General features: G+C 74.7%; 12 protein-coding genes. 8 read left to right on the top strand and 4 right to left on the bottom strand.

The window, feature by feature from the left end; genetic code table 11:
- The first annotated feature begins 216 nt into the window (after positions 1–216).
- Positions 217–570 (top strand): hypothetical protein, encoded by a 354-nt coding sequence (locus GA0115242_RS40510; RefSeq protein WP_161352928.1) that lies wholly within the window; start codon positions 217–219, stop codon positions 568–570.
- A gap of 530 nt (positions 571–1,100) precedes the next feature.
- Here GA0115242_RS40510 and GA0115242_RS01315 read toward each other — a convergent pair.
- Positions 1,101–1,571 carry a hypothetical protein gene (locus GA0115242_RS01315; protein ID WP_093823584.1) on the bottom strand — a complete coding sequence of 157 codons (471 nt, stop codon included), beginning with the start codon at positions 1,569–1,571 and terminating at the stop codon, positions 1,101–1,103.
- 319 nt (positions 1,572–1,890) lie between these two features.
- Here GA0115242_RS01315 and cyc2 point away from each other — a divergent pair, with 319 nt between their 5' ends.
- The 4 genes from cyc2 (at position 1,891) to GA0115242_RS01295 (ending at position 7,268) form a co-directional block, all read left to right on the top strand.
- The gene (gene cyc2, locus GA0115242_RS01310) at positions 1,891–4,176 is read left to right on the top strand and encodes a germacradienol/geosmin synthase Cyc2 (RefSeq protein ID WP_237548542.1); all 2,286 of its coding nucleotides are present in this window, start codon (positions 1,891–1,893) and stop codon (positions 4,174–4,176) included.
- 118 nt (positions 4,177–4,294) lie between these two features.
- A complete protein-coding gene (locus GA0115242_RS01305) occupies positions 4,295–4,906 on the top strand; it encodes a PDZ domain-containing protein (RefSeq protein ID WP_093823583.1) in 612 nt (203 codons plus the stop codon).
- Between the two features lie 236 nt (positions 4,907–5,142).
- A complete protein-coding gene (locus GA0115242_RS01300) occupies positions 5,143–6,270 on the top strand; it encodes an aminopeptidase P family protein (RefSeq protein WP_093823580.1) in 1,128 nt (375 codons plus the stop codon).
- Between the two features lie 17 nt (positions 6,271–6,287).
- Positions 6,288–7,268 (top strand): aminoglycoside phosphotransferase family protein, encoded by a 981-nt coding sequence (locus tag GA0115242_RS01295; RefSeq protein WP_093823578.1) that lies wholly within the window; start codon positions 6,288–6,290, stop codon positions 7,266–7,268.
- 62 nt (positions 7,269–7,330) lie between these two features.
- Here GA0115242_RS01295 and treZ read toward each other — a convergent pair whose 3' ends face one another.
- Positions 7,331–9,076, bottom strand: coding sequence for a malto-oligosyltrehalose trehalohydrolase (treZ, locus tag GA0115242_RS01290; protein ID WP_093823576.1), 1,746 nt, complete (start codon positions 9,074–9,076; stop codon positions 7,331–7,333).
- Between the two features lie 174 nt (positions 9,077–9,250).
- On the opposite strand from treZ, the gene GA0115242_RS01285 reads away from it, so the two are divergent.
- The 3 genes from GA0115242_RS01285 (at position 9,251) to GA0115242_RS01275 (ending at position 11,741) form a co-directional block, all read left to right on the top strand.
- Positions 9,251–9,802 (top strand): DUF1707 and FHA domain-containing protein, encoded by a 552-nt coding sequence (locus GA0115242_RS01285; protein WP_093823574.1) that lies wholly within the window; start codon positions 9,251–9,253, stop codon positions 9,800–9,802.
- A 155-nt stretch (positions 9,803–9,957) separates the two neighbouring features.
- Positions 9,958–11,307 (top strand): M14 family zinc carboxypeptidase, encoded by a 1,350-nt coding sequence (locus GA0115242_RS01280; RefSeq protein ID WP_202554819.1) that lies wholly within the window; start codon positions 9,958–9,960, stop codon positions 11,305–11,307.
- Positions 11,304–11,741, top strand: coding sequence for an SSI family serine proteinase inhibitor (locus tag GA0115242_RS01275; protein ID WP_093823569.1), 438 nt, complete (start codon positions 11,304–11,306; stop codon positions 11,739–11,741). The genes GA0115242_RS01280 and GA0115242_RS01275 overlap by 4 nt, the downstream gene beginning before the upstream one ends.
- A gap of 103 nt (positions 11,742–11,844) precedes the next feature.
- Here the strand turns inward: GA0115242_RS01275 and treY are convergent, their stop codons facing one another.
- On the bottom strand, positions 11,845–14,199 hold the full coding sequence (gene treY, locus GA0115242_RS01270; RefSeq protein ID WP_093823566.1) for a malto-oligosyltrehalose synthase: 2,355 nt from the start codon (positions 14,197–14,199) through the stop codon (positions 11,845–11,847).
- A 441-nt stretch (positions 14,200–14,640) separates the two neighbouring features.
- Positions 14,641–16,749, bottom strand: coding sequence for a glycogen debranching protein GlgX (glgX, locus tag GA0115242_RS01265; RefSeq protein ID WP_093823564.1), 2,109 nt, complete (start codon positions 16,747–16,749; stop codon positions 14,641–14,643).
- Positions 16,750–16,793 lie beyond the last annotated feature (44 nt).

The following is a 16,793-nucleotide window of genomic DNA, read 5'->3' as shown; positions in this document are numbered from 1 at the left end:
CCGACCGGACCCGTCACCTGATCCGTCAGTCCCGACGCCGGACCGCCCGGACCCGTCACCTGATCCGTCAGTCCCGACGCCGGACCGACCGGCCCCGTCACCGGACCCGTCAGTCCCGACACCGGCCTGGCAGGTCCCGGCATCGGACGGACCGATCCCGATTCCGGACCCGTCCGACTCGCCGCCGCCGGTGGCCATCCCCACGTCGGCGCGCCCGTGGCGCTCTCCGCAGCCGCCCGCCGACGCGCCCGCGCCGCCGCTCAGCGCGGCCCGTGCCGCCGTGGCCAGCAGGCGAGCCACCTCGCGTGCCGTGCCGCCGGACAGCGCGGCCAGTACCCAGCGGGCCTCGGCGTCCAGGCAGCCGACCCCCGCGGCGGCGCGCAGGTCCGCGACGGCGTCGGCGGGGCGCCCGAGACGCACCCGGGTGTAGCCGCGCTGGACCAGCGCGGGACCGTCCCCGGGTCGGCGTTCCAGGAGTCGGGTGAACCTGTCCTCGGCCGTCTCGAACTCGCCCCGGTGGGCGGCGGCGCACCCCAGCCAGTAGGCGGGCGCGTGATCGGCCGGACGTAAGCGCGCGGCCCGCCGGAACTCCTTCTCCGCCCGCCGCGCCTCCCCGGCCCGCAACAGCACCCGCCCGAGCCCGACATGGGCCCGCGCGCCGAGCTGACCGGGGGAGAGGCACCCACCGTCGACCGGACGGGACTCCGCCCCCACCCCGACGGCACCGACCCCGGGCCCCCGTGAATCCCCGGGCCCCCGCGAATCCCCGGGCTCTCTCGAACCCCCAGCGCCCCCCGAACCCCCAGCGCCCCCCGAACCCCCAGCCGCCCCCCGAACCCCCCACGCCCCCCGAAACCCCCACGTCCCACACCCCCGCACGCCCCACCGGCCCCCCGGCGTCGTCCCCGTCCTCCAGTGGTCCCAGGCTCGCCAGTACCTCTCGGAAGGCGTGGGCCGCGGCGTCCGTGCGGCCCGTTTCGAGCAGGGACTCCGCCCGCTCGCAGGCCCGTCGGGTCTGCTCCGGTTCCCTCGGCGGCATCCTGATCCCGGCCCCCGTTCCCTGATCCGCGTCGTCCCCGCACGCCACCGCGTGCCTCGCCTCAGCCCGCCGCCTCGTCCAGCTCGGAGCGCCAGCGGCCGAGGGCCCTGTCCCAGTGGACCGGGCCGAGGGCGAACCGCGACAGGTCGAGCAGGGCCAGCTCCCGGTACGCCTCCGGCGGCAGGTCGCCCTCCAGGACCACCCGCACCCCGCTGCGCTCGTCCTGGAGCACCACCGGCCGCGGCGTCGCGCCCGGCGACGCGGAGCGGCGGGTGAGACGTCCGACCAGGTTCGCCAGCCCCCGGTACGCGTCCTTCACCGCCTCCGCGCCGATCCCGGAGAGGAAGGCCTGCAAGGGGAGGGACGCCAGCACCAGCCAGTGCAGTTCCTCCGGACCCCGGTGGCCGACGCTCCGCCTGACCTGGGCGGCCGGGGCCCCCAACTCGGCCATGAGGGCCACCATGTGCTGTTCGTCCCGCGCGGAGACATCCTGGGCGAAAAGCAGTTCGGCGCGCAGTGGTGTCCTGGTCATGACGGCCTACCTCCCCCGGGCCGTGACGGCCGGCCGGCTTCCATGTGGCGATCGAGCCTAGGGCGGCGGAAGCGCACCGCGCCACCTGAACCGCGAGGCCCGGCAAGGGACTTGCGCGCGCGGCGGATTGCGGGCATGGCTCCGGAATGTCCCGCCGTCCTGTCCTGATCTGTCCGCCGGTCCTCCGCTCGAACGTCTGCGCCCCCACAGGCGTCACACGAGGCTCCCCGAGCACCTCGTTTCCCGCGCGATTCACGCGATGGTGTGATCATGTCCCCGCCGGTGGATGCCCTTCCGGGGGCCCGGGTAGGGCCCGGCCATGACGCAGCAGCCCTTCGAACTCCCGCACTTCTACATGCCGTATCCCGCGCGGCTGAACCCGCACCTCGACGAAGCGCGCGCCCACTCCACCGAGTGGGCGCGCGAGATGGGCATGCTGGAAGGGTCCGGGGTCTGGGACCAGACCGACCTGGAGGCGCACGACTACGGTCTGCTGTGCGCCTACACGCACCCCGAGTGCGACGGTCAGGCGCTGTCGCTGATCACCGACTGGTACGTGTGGGTCTTCTTCTTCGACGACCACTTCCTGGAGATCTTCAAGCGCTCCCAGGACCGGGCGGGCGGCAAGGAGTACCTGGACCGGCTGCCCCTCTTCATGCCGATGGACCTGGCCACCCCGATGCCCGAGCCGCGCAACCCCGTCGAGGCGGGCCTCGCCGACCTGTGGCGGCGCACCGTCCCGGCGATGTCCGCGCACTGGCGGCGCCGGTTCGCGACGGCCACCGAGCATCTGCTCAACGAGTCGCTGTGGGAGCTGTCCAACATCAACGAGGGGCGGATCGCCAACCCCGTCGAGTACATCGAGATGCGCCGCAAGGTCGGCGGGGCGCCCTGGTCGGCGGGGCTGGTGGAGTACGCCACCGCCGAAGTGCCCGCGTCGGTGGCCGGGTCGAGGCCGCTGCGGGTGCTGATGGAGACGTTCTCCGACGCCGTCCACCTGCGCAACGACCTCTTCTCCTACCAGCGGGAGGTCGAGGAGGAGGGCGAGTTGAGCAACGGTGTCCTCGTCCTGGAGACGTTCTTCGGCTGCGCCACCCAGGAGGCCGCCGAGATCGTCAACGACGTCCTCACCTCGCGGCTGCACCAGTTCGAGCACTCCGCGCTCACCGAAGTGCCCGCCGTGGCCCTGGAGAAGGGCCTCGACCCCGCGCAGGCGCTGGCGGTCGCCAAGTACACGCAGGGCCTTCAGGACTGGCAGGCCGGCGGCCACGAGTGGCACATGCGCTCCAGCCGGTACATGAACGCCCGCGCGCGGGCCACCACGCCCTGGTCGGCGCCGACCGGCCCCGGCACCTCGGCGGCCGACGTCCGCGCGCTGCTCTCGGCGGCCGGGTCCGAACGGCTGCGCGCGTTCACGCACGTCCCGTACCAGAAGGTCGGACCGTCGCTGCTGCCCGACTTCCACATGCCGTTCCAGGTCGAGCTGAGCCCGCACCTCGACGCCGCGCGGGTCCACCTCGTGGAGTGGATGCACGCCATGGGCATGCTCCAGGAGGGCGTCTGGGACGAGGACCGGCTCGCCGCCGCCGACCTGCCGCTCTGCTCGGCGGGCATCGACCCGGACGCCACCCCCGAGCAACTCGACCTCAGCGCGCGGTGGTTGGCCTGGGGCACCTACGGCGACGACTACTACCCGCTGGTCTTCGGCCACCGCCGTGACCTCGCCGCCGCCCACCTGGTCACCCGCCGCCTCTCGGCGTGCATGCCGATCGAGGGTGAGCCGGTGCTCGTGCCCGTCAACGGCATGGAGCGCGGCCTGATCGACCTGTGGGCGCTCACCACGGTGGGGATGAGCGTCGAGAACCGGCGCTCGCTCAAGGACGCCGTCGACAAGATGACCGAGAGCTGGGTCTGGGAGCTGTCCAACCAGCTCCAGAACCGGGTCCCCGACCCGGTGGACTACCTGGAGATGCGGCGCAGCACCTTCGGCTCCGACCTCACCCTCGACCTGTGCCGCATGGGCGCGGGGCCCGCCGTCCCGCCCGAGGTCTACCGCAGCGGTCCGGTGCGCTCCCTGGAGAACGCGGCCATCGATTACGCCTGCCTGACCAACGACGTCTTCTCCTACCAGAAGGAGATCGAGTTCGAGGGCGAGATCCACAACGCGATCCTGGTCGTGCAGAACTTCTTCGGCGTCGACTACCCCTCGGCGCTCGCCGTCGTCCACGACCTCATGACGCAGCGCATGCGGCAGTTCCAGCACGTCGTCGCACACGAACTGCCTGTCGTCTACGAGGACTTCGACCTCTCGGCGGAGGCCCGCCGGGCGATGGACGCCTATGTGCGCGACCTGGAGCACTGGATGGCGGGCATCCTCAACTGGCACCGCGAGGTGGACCGTTACAAGGCGGAGTACCTGGGCCGCCGCACCCACGGATTCCGCCCCGACCGCGCCCCGGCGGTCCCGGTCCCGATGCCGGTCCCCGCACCGACACCCGCCACCCCCGCCGTCCTCGGAACCCCCGCCAACCCCGCCGTCCTCGCCACCCCCGCCACGCCCACCGCGCCCGCCACGCCCACCCCCGCCTCCGTGTCCGTCGGCTGAGCGGGGAGGGCGGCCGGGCGGTTCGGTCGCGGGGGTGCGCCGGGTGCGGCGCCGTCTCACCCGTTCGTGGCTCGTGGGGCGCGCGTCCGGCGGGTAGGGGATCAGCCGGAGGCGCCTCATGGAACACACCGCGTTACGTCCCAGGCCGATGCCGGGCGGAGAACGGCCCCGGACCACCGCCGCACCGGGCCCGGACGGGTCCCCCGACCGGCGGGGGACCCCCGAGGCACCCGACCCCGGTCCGCCGTCGCCGCGCTCGCACGCGGCCGGAGGACGGGCCAGACGGCTGCGGTCGACCCTCTTCGGCCTCTGCGTCGGCACGGTCCTGCTGCTCACCGGCGTCGGTCTCGGCACCGTCGGCACCACCCTGCTGGACGCGCGCGGGCGGACGGCGTCGCGGCCCGCCCCGCTCCCCGGGCCGACCGGGGGCGCCCGGATCGCCGTCCGGGTCACCCCCGCCGGGGCCCCGGTGACCCTCGGCGTCGAGGTCGTGGACACCGAGCGGCCCGGCGCCCTGATCGTCGCCGTGCACGTGCCGGGCCCCGGCTACACGGCGGGCCTGATCAGGGGCGACGTCGTCCTCGCCTTCGGCTCCGCCCCCGTCGCCTCCACCACCGACCTCGCCCGCGAGGTGGCCCGCGCCCGCCCCGGCACCCGGATCACCCTGACCGTCCGCCACCGCGACGGCGCCTACCAGCGGCTGACGGTCGTCCCGGGCGTCGTCGTCTGACCACCCCCGCGAGCCGCCACGGGCCGCCCCGCAATGGAGAGGACCGCCCCGACCAGCCCGCCCCCCCGACGACCCCCTGCGACCACCCCCGATCACTCCGCCCCGCGCCCCCGCGCCCCCTTTCGATCCGTCCCGCGCCCCCGCCCCGCCCCCGATCGGCTCGCGCGGCCCCCGTACGGCGGGCAGGATGCTGCCCGTAGCCTTTGGTTTCTCCACAGCCGTCCAGGGAGGCCCGGATGTCCGGCCGCACGCCCACGTCCTTCACCGCCGACGACTACCGGTCCCGCATGGAGCGCGCCGCCCGTGCCGCCGCCGACGCCGGACTCGCGGGACTCCTCGTGGCACCCGGACCCGACCTGGTGTGGCTCACCGGCTACGCGCCCACCGCGATCACCGAGCGGCTCACCCTCCTGGTGCTCACCCCCGACCGCCCGCCCGTCCTGGTCGTGCCCACCCTGGAGGCCCCGGACGCGGCCCGCGCGCCCGGTGCCGAGGCGCTGAGCCTGCGGGACTGGACCGACGGCAAGGACCCCTACGCCGCCACCGCCGCCCTGCTGGACAGCACCGGCCGCTACGGGGTCAGCGACAACGCCTGGGCCCTGCACCTGCTCGGGCTCCAGCGCGCGCTGCCCGACACCTCCCACACTGCCCTCACCGAGGCCCTGCCGATGCTGCGGGCCGTCAAGGACGCGGCGGAGCTGGAGCTGATGGCGGCGGCCGGGGCGGCCGCCGACGCGGCGTTCGAGGAGATCCGCACGGTCCCCTTCGCCGGCCGCCGGGAGTCCGAGGTCGGCGCCGACCTCGCCGGGCTGCTGCGCCGGTTCGGGCACGCGCAGGTCGACTTCACCATCGTCGCGTCCGGACCCAACGGCGCCAACCCGCACCACGAGGTCGGCGACCGCGTCATCGAGGACGGCGACATGGTCGTCCTCGACTTCGGCGGACTCAAGGACGGCTACGGCTCGGACACCTCCCGCACCGTCCACGTCGGCGAGCCCGACGACGAGGAGCGCGCGGTCCACGACATCGTGCGGGCCGCCCAGGAGGCCGGTTTCCGCGCGGTGCGGCCCGGCGCGGCCTGCCAGGACGTCGACCGGGCCGCCCGCCAGGTCATCGCGGACGCCGGGTACGGCGAGTACTTCATCCACCGCACGGGACACGGCATCGGCGTCACCACCCACGAGCCGCCCTACATGATCGAGGGCGAGGAGCAGCCGCTCGTCCCCGGGATGTGCTTCTCCGTGGAGCCCGGCATCTACCTGCCCGGCCGCTTCGGCGTCCGGATCGAGGACATCGTCACGGTCACCGAGGACGGCGGGCGGCGCCTGAACGACACCACCCGCGAACTGGTCGTGGTGAACTGAGCGGCGGCGGTACGACCATGCCCGAGGCGACCCCCTCACCCCCGGACCGGCCCGGGTCCACCCCGGCGCCCACCGCCGACGCCGTGCGACGGCTGGTCGGCACCCTGCTCAAGGAGTCCCCGGGGGCCGACGGCCGTCCGGGGCCCGAGGTGCGGCCCGTCGCCGGGGGAGAGGGGCACTCCACCTGGTGGGTCGGCAGCCGGCATGTGCTGCGCCTCGCCCTCGACCGCGCGGACAGCGCCCGGCGCCGCCGCGAGCTGCGGCTGCGGGACCTCGTCCGGCCGCATCTGCCGGTCGCCGTGCCGACCAGCGTCGCGCACGGCGAATGGGCGCCCGGCCTCGCCTACACCCTCGACACGGTGGTGCCCGGCGGCACCGCCGGGGAGCACGACGTCTCCGCCGTGGGCGAGGCGGACCTCGCCGGGATGCTCACCGGCCTGCGCGACGTGCCCGCCCGGCAGGCCGAGACCCTCGGTGTGCCCCGGGCCGCGCCGCGCTCCCTCGAGGCGCTGCGCCGCATGGCGGTGCAGTCCGCGGGACGGCTCGCGGCGGCCGACGAGTTCGACCCGGCCGCGCTCCAGCAGTTCCCGCCGGGGGCGGCCGTGCAGCTCGCCGTGCAGCCCGGCGGAGCGGTGCTGGTCCACCACGGCCTCACCGGGGACCACCTCGTGGTGCGCGCGGACGGCCGGGTGCGGGGCGTCCTCGCCTGGACGGAGGCGGTCCTGGGCGACCCGGCCGAGGACATCGCCGGACTGGCGGCCGCCGTCGGCTCGCCCGCCGCCGTGCGCGCCGCGACCCTGGCCGGGTACGGTGCCCGCCCGTGCCTGCGCGGTCTCTGGCTGGCCCGCTGCGACACGCTGCTGCGCCTCGCGGCGGCCCTCGACGGCAAGGACGACGCCCCGCTCCCGCCCCTGCGGCTCCGGCTCGCCCGCGCCTGGGAGGCGATCCTCCTGGAACGGGTCACCGAGCTGAAGGACGGCGACGAGAACCACCCCTGACGTCTCCGGCCCGGCACCCGACAGGGCGCCCGCCGCCACCGGCAGGCCCCGTCCCCGTCGTCTCACCCCTGCCGGAGCACCACGCAGGATTCGCCCGGCAGGTGCAGGACGCCGTCCGGGCCCGGCGGGGTGACCGGCTCCCACGCGGCGAGGACGGTCGCCTCGCGCGGGCCCAGCGGGATCGCCGCGGCGGTCGGCGCCAGGTTGACGGCGACCCGGACGTCCCCGCGCCGGAAGGCGAGCCAGCGTCCGTCCTCGTCGAACGCCACCTTGGTGTCGGCGAGGTCCGGGTCGGTGAGGTCGGGCTCGGCGCGGCGCAGCGCGATCAGCCGCCGGTGCCAGTCCAGCACGCGCGCGTGCGGCCCGGCGGCCGGTTCCGACCAGTCGAGGCAGGAGCGGTCCCGGGTCGCCGGGTCCTGCGGGTCGGGCACGTCCTCCTCGGCCCAGCCGTGCGCCGCGAACTCCCGCCGCCTGCCCCGGCGTACCGCGTCCGCGAGGTCCGGGTCGGTGTGGTCGGTGAAGAACTGCCAGGGCGTGCCCGCCGCCCACTCCTCGCCCATGAACAGCATCGGGGTGAACGGCGCGGTCAGCGTGAGCGTCGCCACGCAGGCCAGCAGCCCGGGGGAGAGGGACGCGGCGAGCCGGTCGCCCTGGGCGCGGTTGCCGACCTGGTCGTGGGTCTGGCCGTAGCCGAGCAGCCGGTGCCCGGCCACCCGGGCGCGGTCCAGCGGACGCCCGTGGTGCCGCCCGCGGAACGACGAGTAGGTGCCGTCGTGGAAGTAGCCGCCGGTGAGGGTCCTGGCGAGGGCGGCGAGCGGGGCGCGCGCGAAGTCGCCGTAGTAGCCCTGGGACTCGCCGGTGACCGCCGTGTGCAGGGCGTGGTGGAAGTCGTCGTTCCACTGCGCGTGCAGCCCGAGGCCGCCCTCCGTGCGCGCGGTGATCAGCCGCGGGTCGTTCAGGTCGGACTCGGCGATCAGGAACAGCGGCCTGTCCAGGTCGGCGGCGAGGGCGTCCACCGCCGCCGACAGCTCCTCGAGGAAGTGGCACGCGCGCGTGTCGACCAGCGCGTGCACCGCGTCGAGCCGCAGCCCGTCCAGGCGGTAGTCCCGCAGCCAGGCCAGCGCGCTCTCCCGCAGGAAGGCCCGCACCTCGTCCGAGCCGGGCGCGTCCAGGTTCACCGCGGAGCCCCACGGGGTCTGGTGCGTGTCGGTGAAGTACGGCCCGAACGCGGGCAGATGGTTGCCCGAAGGCCCCAGATGGTTGTGGACGACGTCCAGGACGACGCCGAGGCCCAGCGCGTGCGCCCGGTCGACGAACCGTTTCAGCGCCTCGGGTCCGCCGTACGGCTCGTGCACCGCCCACAGCGACACCCCCTCGTACCCCCAGCCGTGCCGCCCGGGGAAGGGACACAGCGGCATCAACTCCACGTGCGTGACGCCCAGTTCGGCTAGGTGGCCGAGCCGTTCGGCGGCCGCGTCCAGCGTCCCCTCGGCGGTGAACGTGCCCACGTGCAGCTCGTACAGGACCGCCCCCGGCAGCGGCAGCCCGGCCCACTCGGCGCGCCACGCGTACCGGCCGTGGTCGACGACCGCGCTCGGCCCGTCCGGTCCCTCCGGCTGACGGCGGGACCTCGGGTCGGGCAGCACCGGACCGTCGTCGAGCGCGAAGCCGTACCGGGTGCCGTCCCGCGCCTCCGCCTCGCCGCACCACCACCCGGGGCGGTCCGGATCGCGCCCCAGCGCGTGCGGGGCGCCATCGCACCGGAGCGTCACACGGTCGGCCTGCGGTGCCCACACCTCGAACTGCACGGACGGTTCCCCTTCGTCTGCCCAACGTGACGGAGTCCGTCCATCGTGCGTCATGCGCGGCCGATCCGCCGTCGGATCACCGCCTTTCGCGCCGGGTGTCGGCGGATGTCCTGGTGCGGTCACCGATCGCTCGTATTCTGGACACCCGGGGGTCGCTGCCCGACAATCACGGATGTGACGTCGTCCTTCGAGTTCAACACGTACCCCGCGCGGATCTCCGACGCGGAGCGCGACAAGGCGCTCCAGGTGCTCCGTGACGGCGTCGCCGTGGGACGGCTGTCGCACGACACGTACATCCGCCGCATGGAACTGGCGCTCTCCGCCCGCAGGCCCGACGAACTCGCCGTGCTCACCGCCGATCTGCCCACCGAGAGCCGGATGTCGCGGCTCGTCTTCGGGACGGTCGAGGCGGTCTCCGGGTTCACCGTGCGGCTGCGCCGGGCCTGGCAGGCCGAGCGCCTCCCCAAGCTGCTGCTGCCGCACCCCGGCTCCACCCACCCGCTGCGCATCGGCCGCGACCCCGCCAACGGCCTGCGGCTCACCCACGAGACGGTCTCCCGGGTGCACGCCGAACTGCGCCGCCAGGGCGGCATGTGGGTCCTGCGCGACCTCGGCTCCTCGAACGGGACGACGGTCAACGGACGGCGGGTCCTCGGCGCCGCCGTGGTCCGCGAGGGCGACCTCATCGGCTTCGGGCACATGACGTTCCGGATCGCCGCGAACTGACCCCGCCCGCACCGCCGTCACATCCCCGCGCCCGCCGATATGGCTGAAATGCCGTTCCTCGTCCGGGTATTGACGTACCCCGCAACTCGTGACTGACTGTGCGTACACCTGACACGTCAGGTGACCCGACGACACCACCATCGTGGAGGTGTGCCCTGCCGCCCCTCCTGCGCTACCTCACCGCCGACGAACTCGGCGCCAGAGCCGCGGCCCTGGCCGCCGACCGTCCCGGGGAGGCCAGGCTGCGCAGGGTGGGCACCTCCCGCGCGGGCCACCCCCTGCTGCTGCTCTCCGTCGGGCACGGCAGCCGCCACGCCCTCGTGGTGGCCGGGCCGCACGCCAACGAACCGGTCGGCGGCGTCACCGCGCTGCGCCTCGCCGAACGCGTGCTGGCCGACCCGCGGCTCACCGAGGGCGCCGACGCCACCTGGGACCTGCTGCTGAGCGTCGACCCCGACGGGCTGCGCCACAACGAGGGCTGGCTGGCCGGGCCTTACACCCTGGGCCGGTACTTCCGTAACTTCTTCCGCCCCGGCTTCCTCGAACAGCCCGAGTGGCTGCCCGCGGGCGCCGCGGCCGCCGCCCTCCCGGAGACCCGCGCCCTGCTCGACCTCCAGGACGAACTGCGCCCCTTCCTCCAGTGCTCCCTGCACGGCGTCGACGTCGGCGGCGGCTTCGTCGAACTCACCCACGACCTGCCCGGCCTCGCCCGGCGCGTCGCCCACACCGCCGCCCGCCTCGGCGTCCCGCGCGAACTCGGCCCCTACGACGCCCTGTTCTGGCCCCGCCTCGGCCCCGCCGTCTACCGCATCCCGCCGCCCCGCCCCGGCGACCTGGCCGCCGCGATCACCGAGGCCGCCGTCGAGTCGACCTGGTTCCACCCCGACCGGCACGGCACGGTCACCGCCGTCGTCGAAGCCCCCATGTGGGGCGTGGGCGCCGTCGAGGACAACGCGTCGCCCGCCGACCCGACCGCCGTGCTGCGCGCCGCGAGCCACACCCTGCGCGAGGACATCCGGCTCCTGGAGACCATCGCCGCGCGGCTCAGACCCCACCTGGCCGGACTCCCCGACGCGGCCCGCCTGCTCGCCCCGGTCGACGACTACCTGATGGTCTGCCCCGGCCTCGCCGACACCTGGGACCCCGACGTCCCCGACGCCGTCCGCCCGCTCCCGCCGCTCAGCGTCGGCCACCTCGCCGCCCTGCGCATCTCCGCCCGCCGCCTCGCGCTGCGCACCGCGGGACTCCTGCACCAGCTCGTCACCCGCGCGGGCCACGACCCGGCCGGGGTCAGGCCCGCCCTCGACCGGCTCATCGACACCTGGTGCGCCGAGTACCGCGACCACTGCGGCGCCCGCTGGATACCCGTCGCGCGCCAGGCCGAGTACCAGGCCCGGGTGGTCCTCGCCGCGTTCGAACTCGCCCTGCGCCACCCGCGGGAGCGCTCCCGTTCGGGTGACCCGGGGTGGGGTCCCGAGGCCGCGGTGCCGATGCACAGGGAATGAACACCTTCCCCGTACCCGGCGCCCTGCTCGCCGCCACCGCCCTGCTCCTCGCCTGCGCCGCCCCGGCCGACGCGGGCCCCACCGCAAGGGCGGGCGGCGACCACCTCTATCTGACGGTCACCAAGGGCGACGCCCACTCCAGCGACACCCGGGGCACCCTGCTCTCCTGCGACCCGCCGCAGGGGCACGCCCGCGCCGCCGAGGCGTGCGCCCAACTCCGCGCCGTCAAGGGCGACATCGACGCCGTCCCCGACCGGCACCTCTACTGCTCGACGCTCTACGCCCCGGTCACCGCGGACGCCCGCGGCCGCTGGAACGGCCGCCCGGTGAACTACCGGCGGACGTTCTCCAACGCCTGCCTGCTCGCCGCCCGCACCGGAGCCGTCTTCGCCCTCGACGGCCTCCCCGGCTCCCGCCGCACCGCCGCGACCTGAGCGCGGGAGACGCCCCCGGGCTCTCCGGCCCACCGGCGCCCGCCCGTTGGCGGGCCGGGGACCCGGCGGCCCGGCGGCCGTCGCCGCCCGGCCGCCGGTCGCCTCAGCCCTGCTCCACCCGCGCCAGCAGCACCACCGGCACCCGGCCGAAGAGGTCGGCGACGGGCGTCGGGCCGCTGAACTCCCGCTCCGGGTACTGCGCGTCGGCCCAGCGCCCCGGCGGCAGCGCGAGCCGGGTGTCCCGCCAGCCGCCCGCCTCCGCGAGCCGCAGCGACAGCCGGGTGACCGCCGTGACGACCTCCCCCGACCGCGAGAACGCCAGGCAGTGGTCCGCCGCCGGGCCCTCGGCCGGCAGCGGCGCGTACGACGCGGTGTCGCCGAACGCCTCCGGACGCCGGGCCCGCAGCCGCAGCGCGGCCCGGGTGAGCGCCGCCTTCTCGCCCGGCTCGGACGGCGGGAACCGCACCAGCCCGCGGTTGTCCGGATCGACCAGCGCCCTGAACTCCGTCTCGCTGCCCTGGTACACGTCCGGCACCCCCGGCATCGTCAGATGGAGCAGGGCCGCGCTCAGCACGTTGGTGCGCACCGGGTCGGCCAACGCGTCGCGCAGCGCGGTCACATGACGTCCGGGCGGCCCGCACGGACCGGCCGCGAGGAACGCCGTCACCGCCTCCTCGTAGGCCGGTTCCCGCTCCGTCCAGCTCGTGTAGAGGCCCGCCTCGCGCACGTGCTTGAGCAGCGCGGGCCCGATCCGCTCACCGTCCGGCTCGCCGAGGCCGAACAGCGTCTGCCAGGCCGCCCAGGCGAGTTGGCCGTCCGGTACGTCCCCGGCCGCGCGGGTCGCCGCGGTGACCGCGTCCGCCCACCGCCCCGGGCACTCGGTGAGCACCGCGAGCGCCGCCCTGACGTCCGCGCTGCGCTTGGTGTCGTGCGTGGAGACGACGGTCCCGGTCGACGGCCAGTCGCGCTGCACCCGCGCGCAGTGGGCGTGGAACTCCGCGGGGGAGACCGCCGGGCTCCCGGGCTCACCCCCCACCTCGGTCGCCGACAGCAGCGGGACGTAGCGGTAGAACGCCGTGTCCTCCACGGACTTGGCCCGCAGCGCCGACGCCGTCTGCGCGAACCGGGCGCGGAACTCGGCGCCCTCCGCGCCCGGACAGGCCACCCCGAGGACCAGGTCGCGCACCACGTCGACGGCGCCCGCCTCCTCCGGGACCACGAACGCGAGCCGGGCCTGCGCCGCCGCCTCCTCGGTGACCACGGACGCCGTGTCGCCCGACTCGTAGGGCCGGTACACCCCCAGCCTGACCAGAAGCTCCTCCAGCGCCGTGCGCAGCGCCCAGGGCGCCCGGTCGCGCAGCGCGGGGTCGGCGGAGGCGGCGCACAGCCGGGACGCGGTGCGGGCCAACCGGTCGGTCTCGGCGGCCAGTTCGTAGGTGAGCACCTTGTAGGCGGCCCGCCGCACGGTGGCGTCCCACTGCCCGCCCCGGTCGGTCTGCGGGGCCGCGAACCGCCGGTAGCCGCCCAGGAGTTCACCAACCCCGGCCGGGTCGGTGAGGACGCCGTCGACGTGCCGCAGCGCGTCGTACCCGGTGGTGCCCGCGACCGGCCAGGACGGCGGCAGCGGCTCACCGGCCGCCAGGATCTTCTCCACCACCGTCCACCGGCCGCCGGTCGCCTCGTGCAGCCGCGCCAGATATCCGTCCGGGTCGGCGAGCCCGTCCGGATGGTCGACGCGCAGCCCGTCCAGCACGCCCTCGCGCAGCAGTTGGAGCGTCTTCGCGTGGGTCGCCGCGAACACCTCCGGGTCCTCGACCCGCACCCCGATCAGCTCCGAGATGCTGAAGAACCGCCGGTAGTTCAGCTCGGTCCTGGCCAGCCGCCACCACACCGGGCGGTACCACTGGGCGTCCAGCAGCCGCGGCAGCGGCAGTCCCGCGGTGCCCTCGCGCAGCGGGAACTCGTGGTCGTGGTAGCGCAGCACGTCGCCGTCGACCCGCAGCGCGTCGATCTCGCCGCCGAGCGGCCCGCCGAGCACCGGCAGCAGCACCTGGCCGCCGCGCGCCTCCCAGTCGATGTCGAACCACCGCGCGTACGGCGATCCCGGGCCCTCCCGCAGCACCTCCCACAGGGCGTGGTTGTGACGCGGGGCCATCGCCATGTGGTTCGGCACGATGTCCGCGATCAGCCCGAGCCGGTGCTCGCGCGCCGTGCGGGCCAGCGCGCGCAGCCCCTCCTCGCCGCCGAGTTCCTCCCGCACCCGGGCGTGGTCGACGACGTCGTAGCCGTGCGTCGAACCCGGCACCGCCTCCAGGACCGGCGACAGATGCAGGTGCGAGACGCCCAGCGAGGCGAGGTACGGCACCGCCTCCTCGGCCGCGGCGAACGGGAACGCGGGCTGGAGCTGAAGCCGGTAGGTGGCCGTGGGCACGACGGGCTCGGGGCGCTCAGATGTCATGGGAACCTACGTACCCGCCCCGCCGCCATTCCTGTCATCGCCGCCCCTGCACGGGTGTATCGACCCCGAGGGGGGACGCGCCGGAGGCCCGCTCCGAGGGCCGCCCGGGGCCACAGAGACGCCCGGGATCGCCGGGACGCCTGGGACCACCGGTGCTTCCGGGATCGCCGGGGCTCCCGGGGCAGAGCGCGGCGCCAGGAACAGAGCCGGCACCCGGGGCAGAGCGAGGCGTCCGTGGCAGAGCGGGGCGCCCGAAGCAGAGCGAGCCGCCCGGAACAGAGCGAGCCGCCCGGAACAGAGCCGGGCGTCCGGAACAGAGCCGGGCGGCGCCCGCCGGGGCTCCCCGAAGCCCCGGCACACCCCGCCCCGCCCGCCGTCGGACACCCCGCCGCCGGACATCCCGCCGCCGCGCGCCCCGCTTCCGGCGGCGGTCCGCCGTGACTACACCGGGCGCTGGAGCACCGTCATGCTGCGGTCGACCAGGGTCAGGCGTTCACCGGCCCGCACCTTCGGGCCCTCGCCGGGCGGCACGCCGTCCGCGCGGGCGGTGTCGACCACCACCTGCCACTGCCGCCCGTGGTCCACCGGCACCACGAAGTCGAGCGGCTTCGGCGAGGCGTTGAACATCAGCAGGAACGAATCGTCGGTGATCCGCTCCCCGCGCGCGTCCGGCTCGGAGATCGCGTTGCCGTTCAGGAAGACGCTCAGCGCGGACGCCCGCGCCGAGTCCCAGTCCCGCTGGGTCATCTCCTGGCCCTCCGGGGTGAACCAGGCGATGTCCGACAGCTCGTCGTGAGTGCCCTCCACCGGCCGCCCGTGGAAGAAGCGCCGCCTGCGGAAGACCGGGTGGTCCTTGCGCAGCCACACCATCGCCTTGGTGAAGGCGGCGAGCCCGTCGCCCTCCTGCGGCCATCGCACCCACGCCAGCTCGTTGTCCTGGCAGTAGGCGTTGTTGTTGCCCCGCTGGGTGCGCGCGAACTCGTCGCCGTGACTGAGCATCGGCACGCCCTGGGAGAGCATCAGCGTCGCGATGAAGTTGCGCATCTGCCGGGCCCGCAGCTCCAGCACCTCGGGGTCGTCGCTGTCGCCCTCCTCCCCGCAGTTCCAGGACCTGTTGTGGCTCTCGCCGTCCCGGTTCTGCTCGCCGTTGGCGTCGTTGTGCTTGTCGTTGTACGAGACCAGGTCGTGCAGGGTGAAACCGTCGTGACAGGTCACGAAGTTGATGGAGGCGAGCGGACGGCGGCCGTCGTCCTGGTAGAGGTCGGAGGAACCGGTCAGCCGGGACGCGAACTCGGCCAGCGCGCGCTGCTCGCCGCGCCACATGTCCCGCACGGTGTCCCGGTACTTGCCGTTCCACTCGGTCCACAGCGGCGGGAAGTTGCCCACCTGGTAGCCGCCCTCGCCGACGTCCCACGGCTCGGCGATCAGCTTCACCTGGGAGACCACCGGGTCCTGCTGGACCAGGTCGAAGAACGAGGACAGCCGGTCCACCTCGTGGAACTGCCGGGCCAGGGTCGCCGCGAGGTCGAAGCGGAACCCGTCGACGTGCATCTCGGTCACCCAGTACCGCAGCGAGTCCATGATCATCTGGAGGACGTGCGGCGACCGCATGAGCAGCGAGTTGCCGGTGCCCGTGGTGTCCATGTAGTAGCGGGCGTCGTCCGTCAGCCGGTAGTAGGACGGGTTGTCGAGGCCCCGGAAGGACAGCGTCGGCCCCAGGTGGTTGCCCTCGGCGGTGTGGTTGTAGACGACGTCCAGGATGACCTCGATGCCGGCCTCGTGCAGCGCCCGCACCGCCGACTTGAACTCCAGCACCTGCTGCCCGCGGTCGCCCCAGGAGGCGTACGCGTTGTGCGGGGCGAAGAAGCCGATGGTGTTGTAGCCCCAGTAGTTGTTGAGGCCCATGTCCACCAGCCGGTGGTCGTTGACGAACTGGTGCACCGGCATCAGTTCGAGCGCCGTGACCCCCAGCTCCACCAGATGCTCGATGACCGCCGGATGGGCCAGCGCCGCGTAGGTGCCGCGCAGTTCCTCCGGCAGCCCCGGGTGGCTCATGGTGAGGCCCTTGACGTGCGCCTCGTAGATCACCGTGTGGTGGTACTGGGTCCTGGGGCGCCGGTCGTCGCCCCAGTCGAAGTAGGGGTTGATCACGACCGACGTCATCGTGTGCGGCGCCGAGTCCAGGTCGTTGCGGCTCTCGGGCTCGCCGAAGTGGTAGCCGTACACCTCCTCGCCCCAGCGGACCGAGCCGCTGACGGCCTTCGCGTACGGGTCGAGCAACAGCTTCGCGGAGTTGCAGCGCAGCCCGCGCTCGGGAGCGTACGGGCCGTGCGCGCGGAACCCGTACCGCTGCCCCGGCATGATGCCGGGCAGGTACGCGTGCCGCACGAACGCGTCGCTCTCGCGCAGTTCCACCGCCGTCTCCGAGCCGTCGTCGTGCAGCAGACACAGCTCTACTCGGTCCGCGGCCTCCGTGTAGACCGCGAAATTGGTTCCGGCGCCGTCGTACGTGGCACCGAGCGGATACGCCTCGCCAGGCCAGACCTGCATGTCATGACTCTTCCAGGTCGAGCGCGCCCCCGTACGCGCCTTGC

The organism is Streptomyces sp. SolWspMP-5a-2, assembly GCF_900091845.1.
In the GTDB taxonomy this organism is placed as follows: domain Bacteria; phylum Actinomycetota; class Actinomycetes; order Streptomycetales; family Streptomycetaceae; genus Streptomyces; species Streptomyces doudnae.
This window is presented reverse-complemented; position numbering and strand designations above follow the sequence as displayed.

Bases quoted from the DNA above. Each gene is read 5' to 3' on its own strand.
- GA0115242_RS01305 (WP_093823583.1), top strand. From the start codon at position 4,295: ATGGAACACACCGCGTTACGTCCCAGGCCGATGCCGGGCGGAGAACGG.
- glgX (WP_093823564.1), bottom strand. From the start codon at position 16,749: ATGCAGGTCTGGCCTGGCGAGGCGTATCCGCTCGGTGCCACGTACGAC.
- treY (WP_093823566.1), bottom strand. From the start codon at position 14,199: ATGACATCTGAGCGCCCCGAGCCCGTCGTGCCCACGGCCACCTACCGG.
- GA0115242_RS01300 (WP_093823580.1), top strand. From the start codon at position 5,143: ATGTCCGGCCGCACGCCCACGTCCTTCACCGCCGACGACTACCGGTCC.
- cyc2 (WP_237548542.1), top strand. From the start codon at position 1,891: ATGACGCAGCAGCCCTTCGAACTCCCGCACTTCTACATGCCGTATCCC.
- GA0115242_RS01275 (WP_093823569.1), top strand. From the start codon at position 11,304: ATGAACACCTTCCCCGTACCCGGCGCCCTGCTCGCCGCCACCGCCCTG.
- GA0115242_RS01295 (WP_093823578.1), top strand. From the start codon at position 6,288: ATGCCCGAGGCGACCCCCTCACCCCCGGACCGGCCCGGGTCCACCCCG.
- GA0115242_RS01315 (WP_093823584.1), bottom strand. From the start codon at position 1,571: ATGACCAGGACACCACTGCGCGCCGAACTGCTTTTCGCCCAGGATGTC.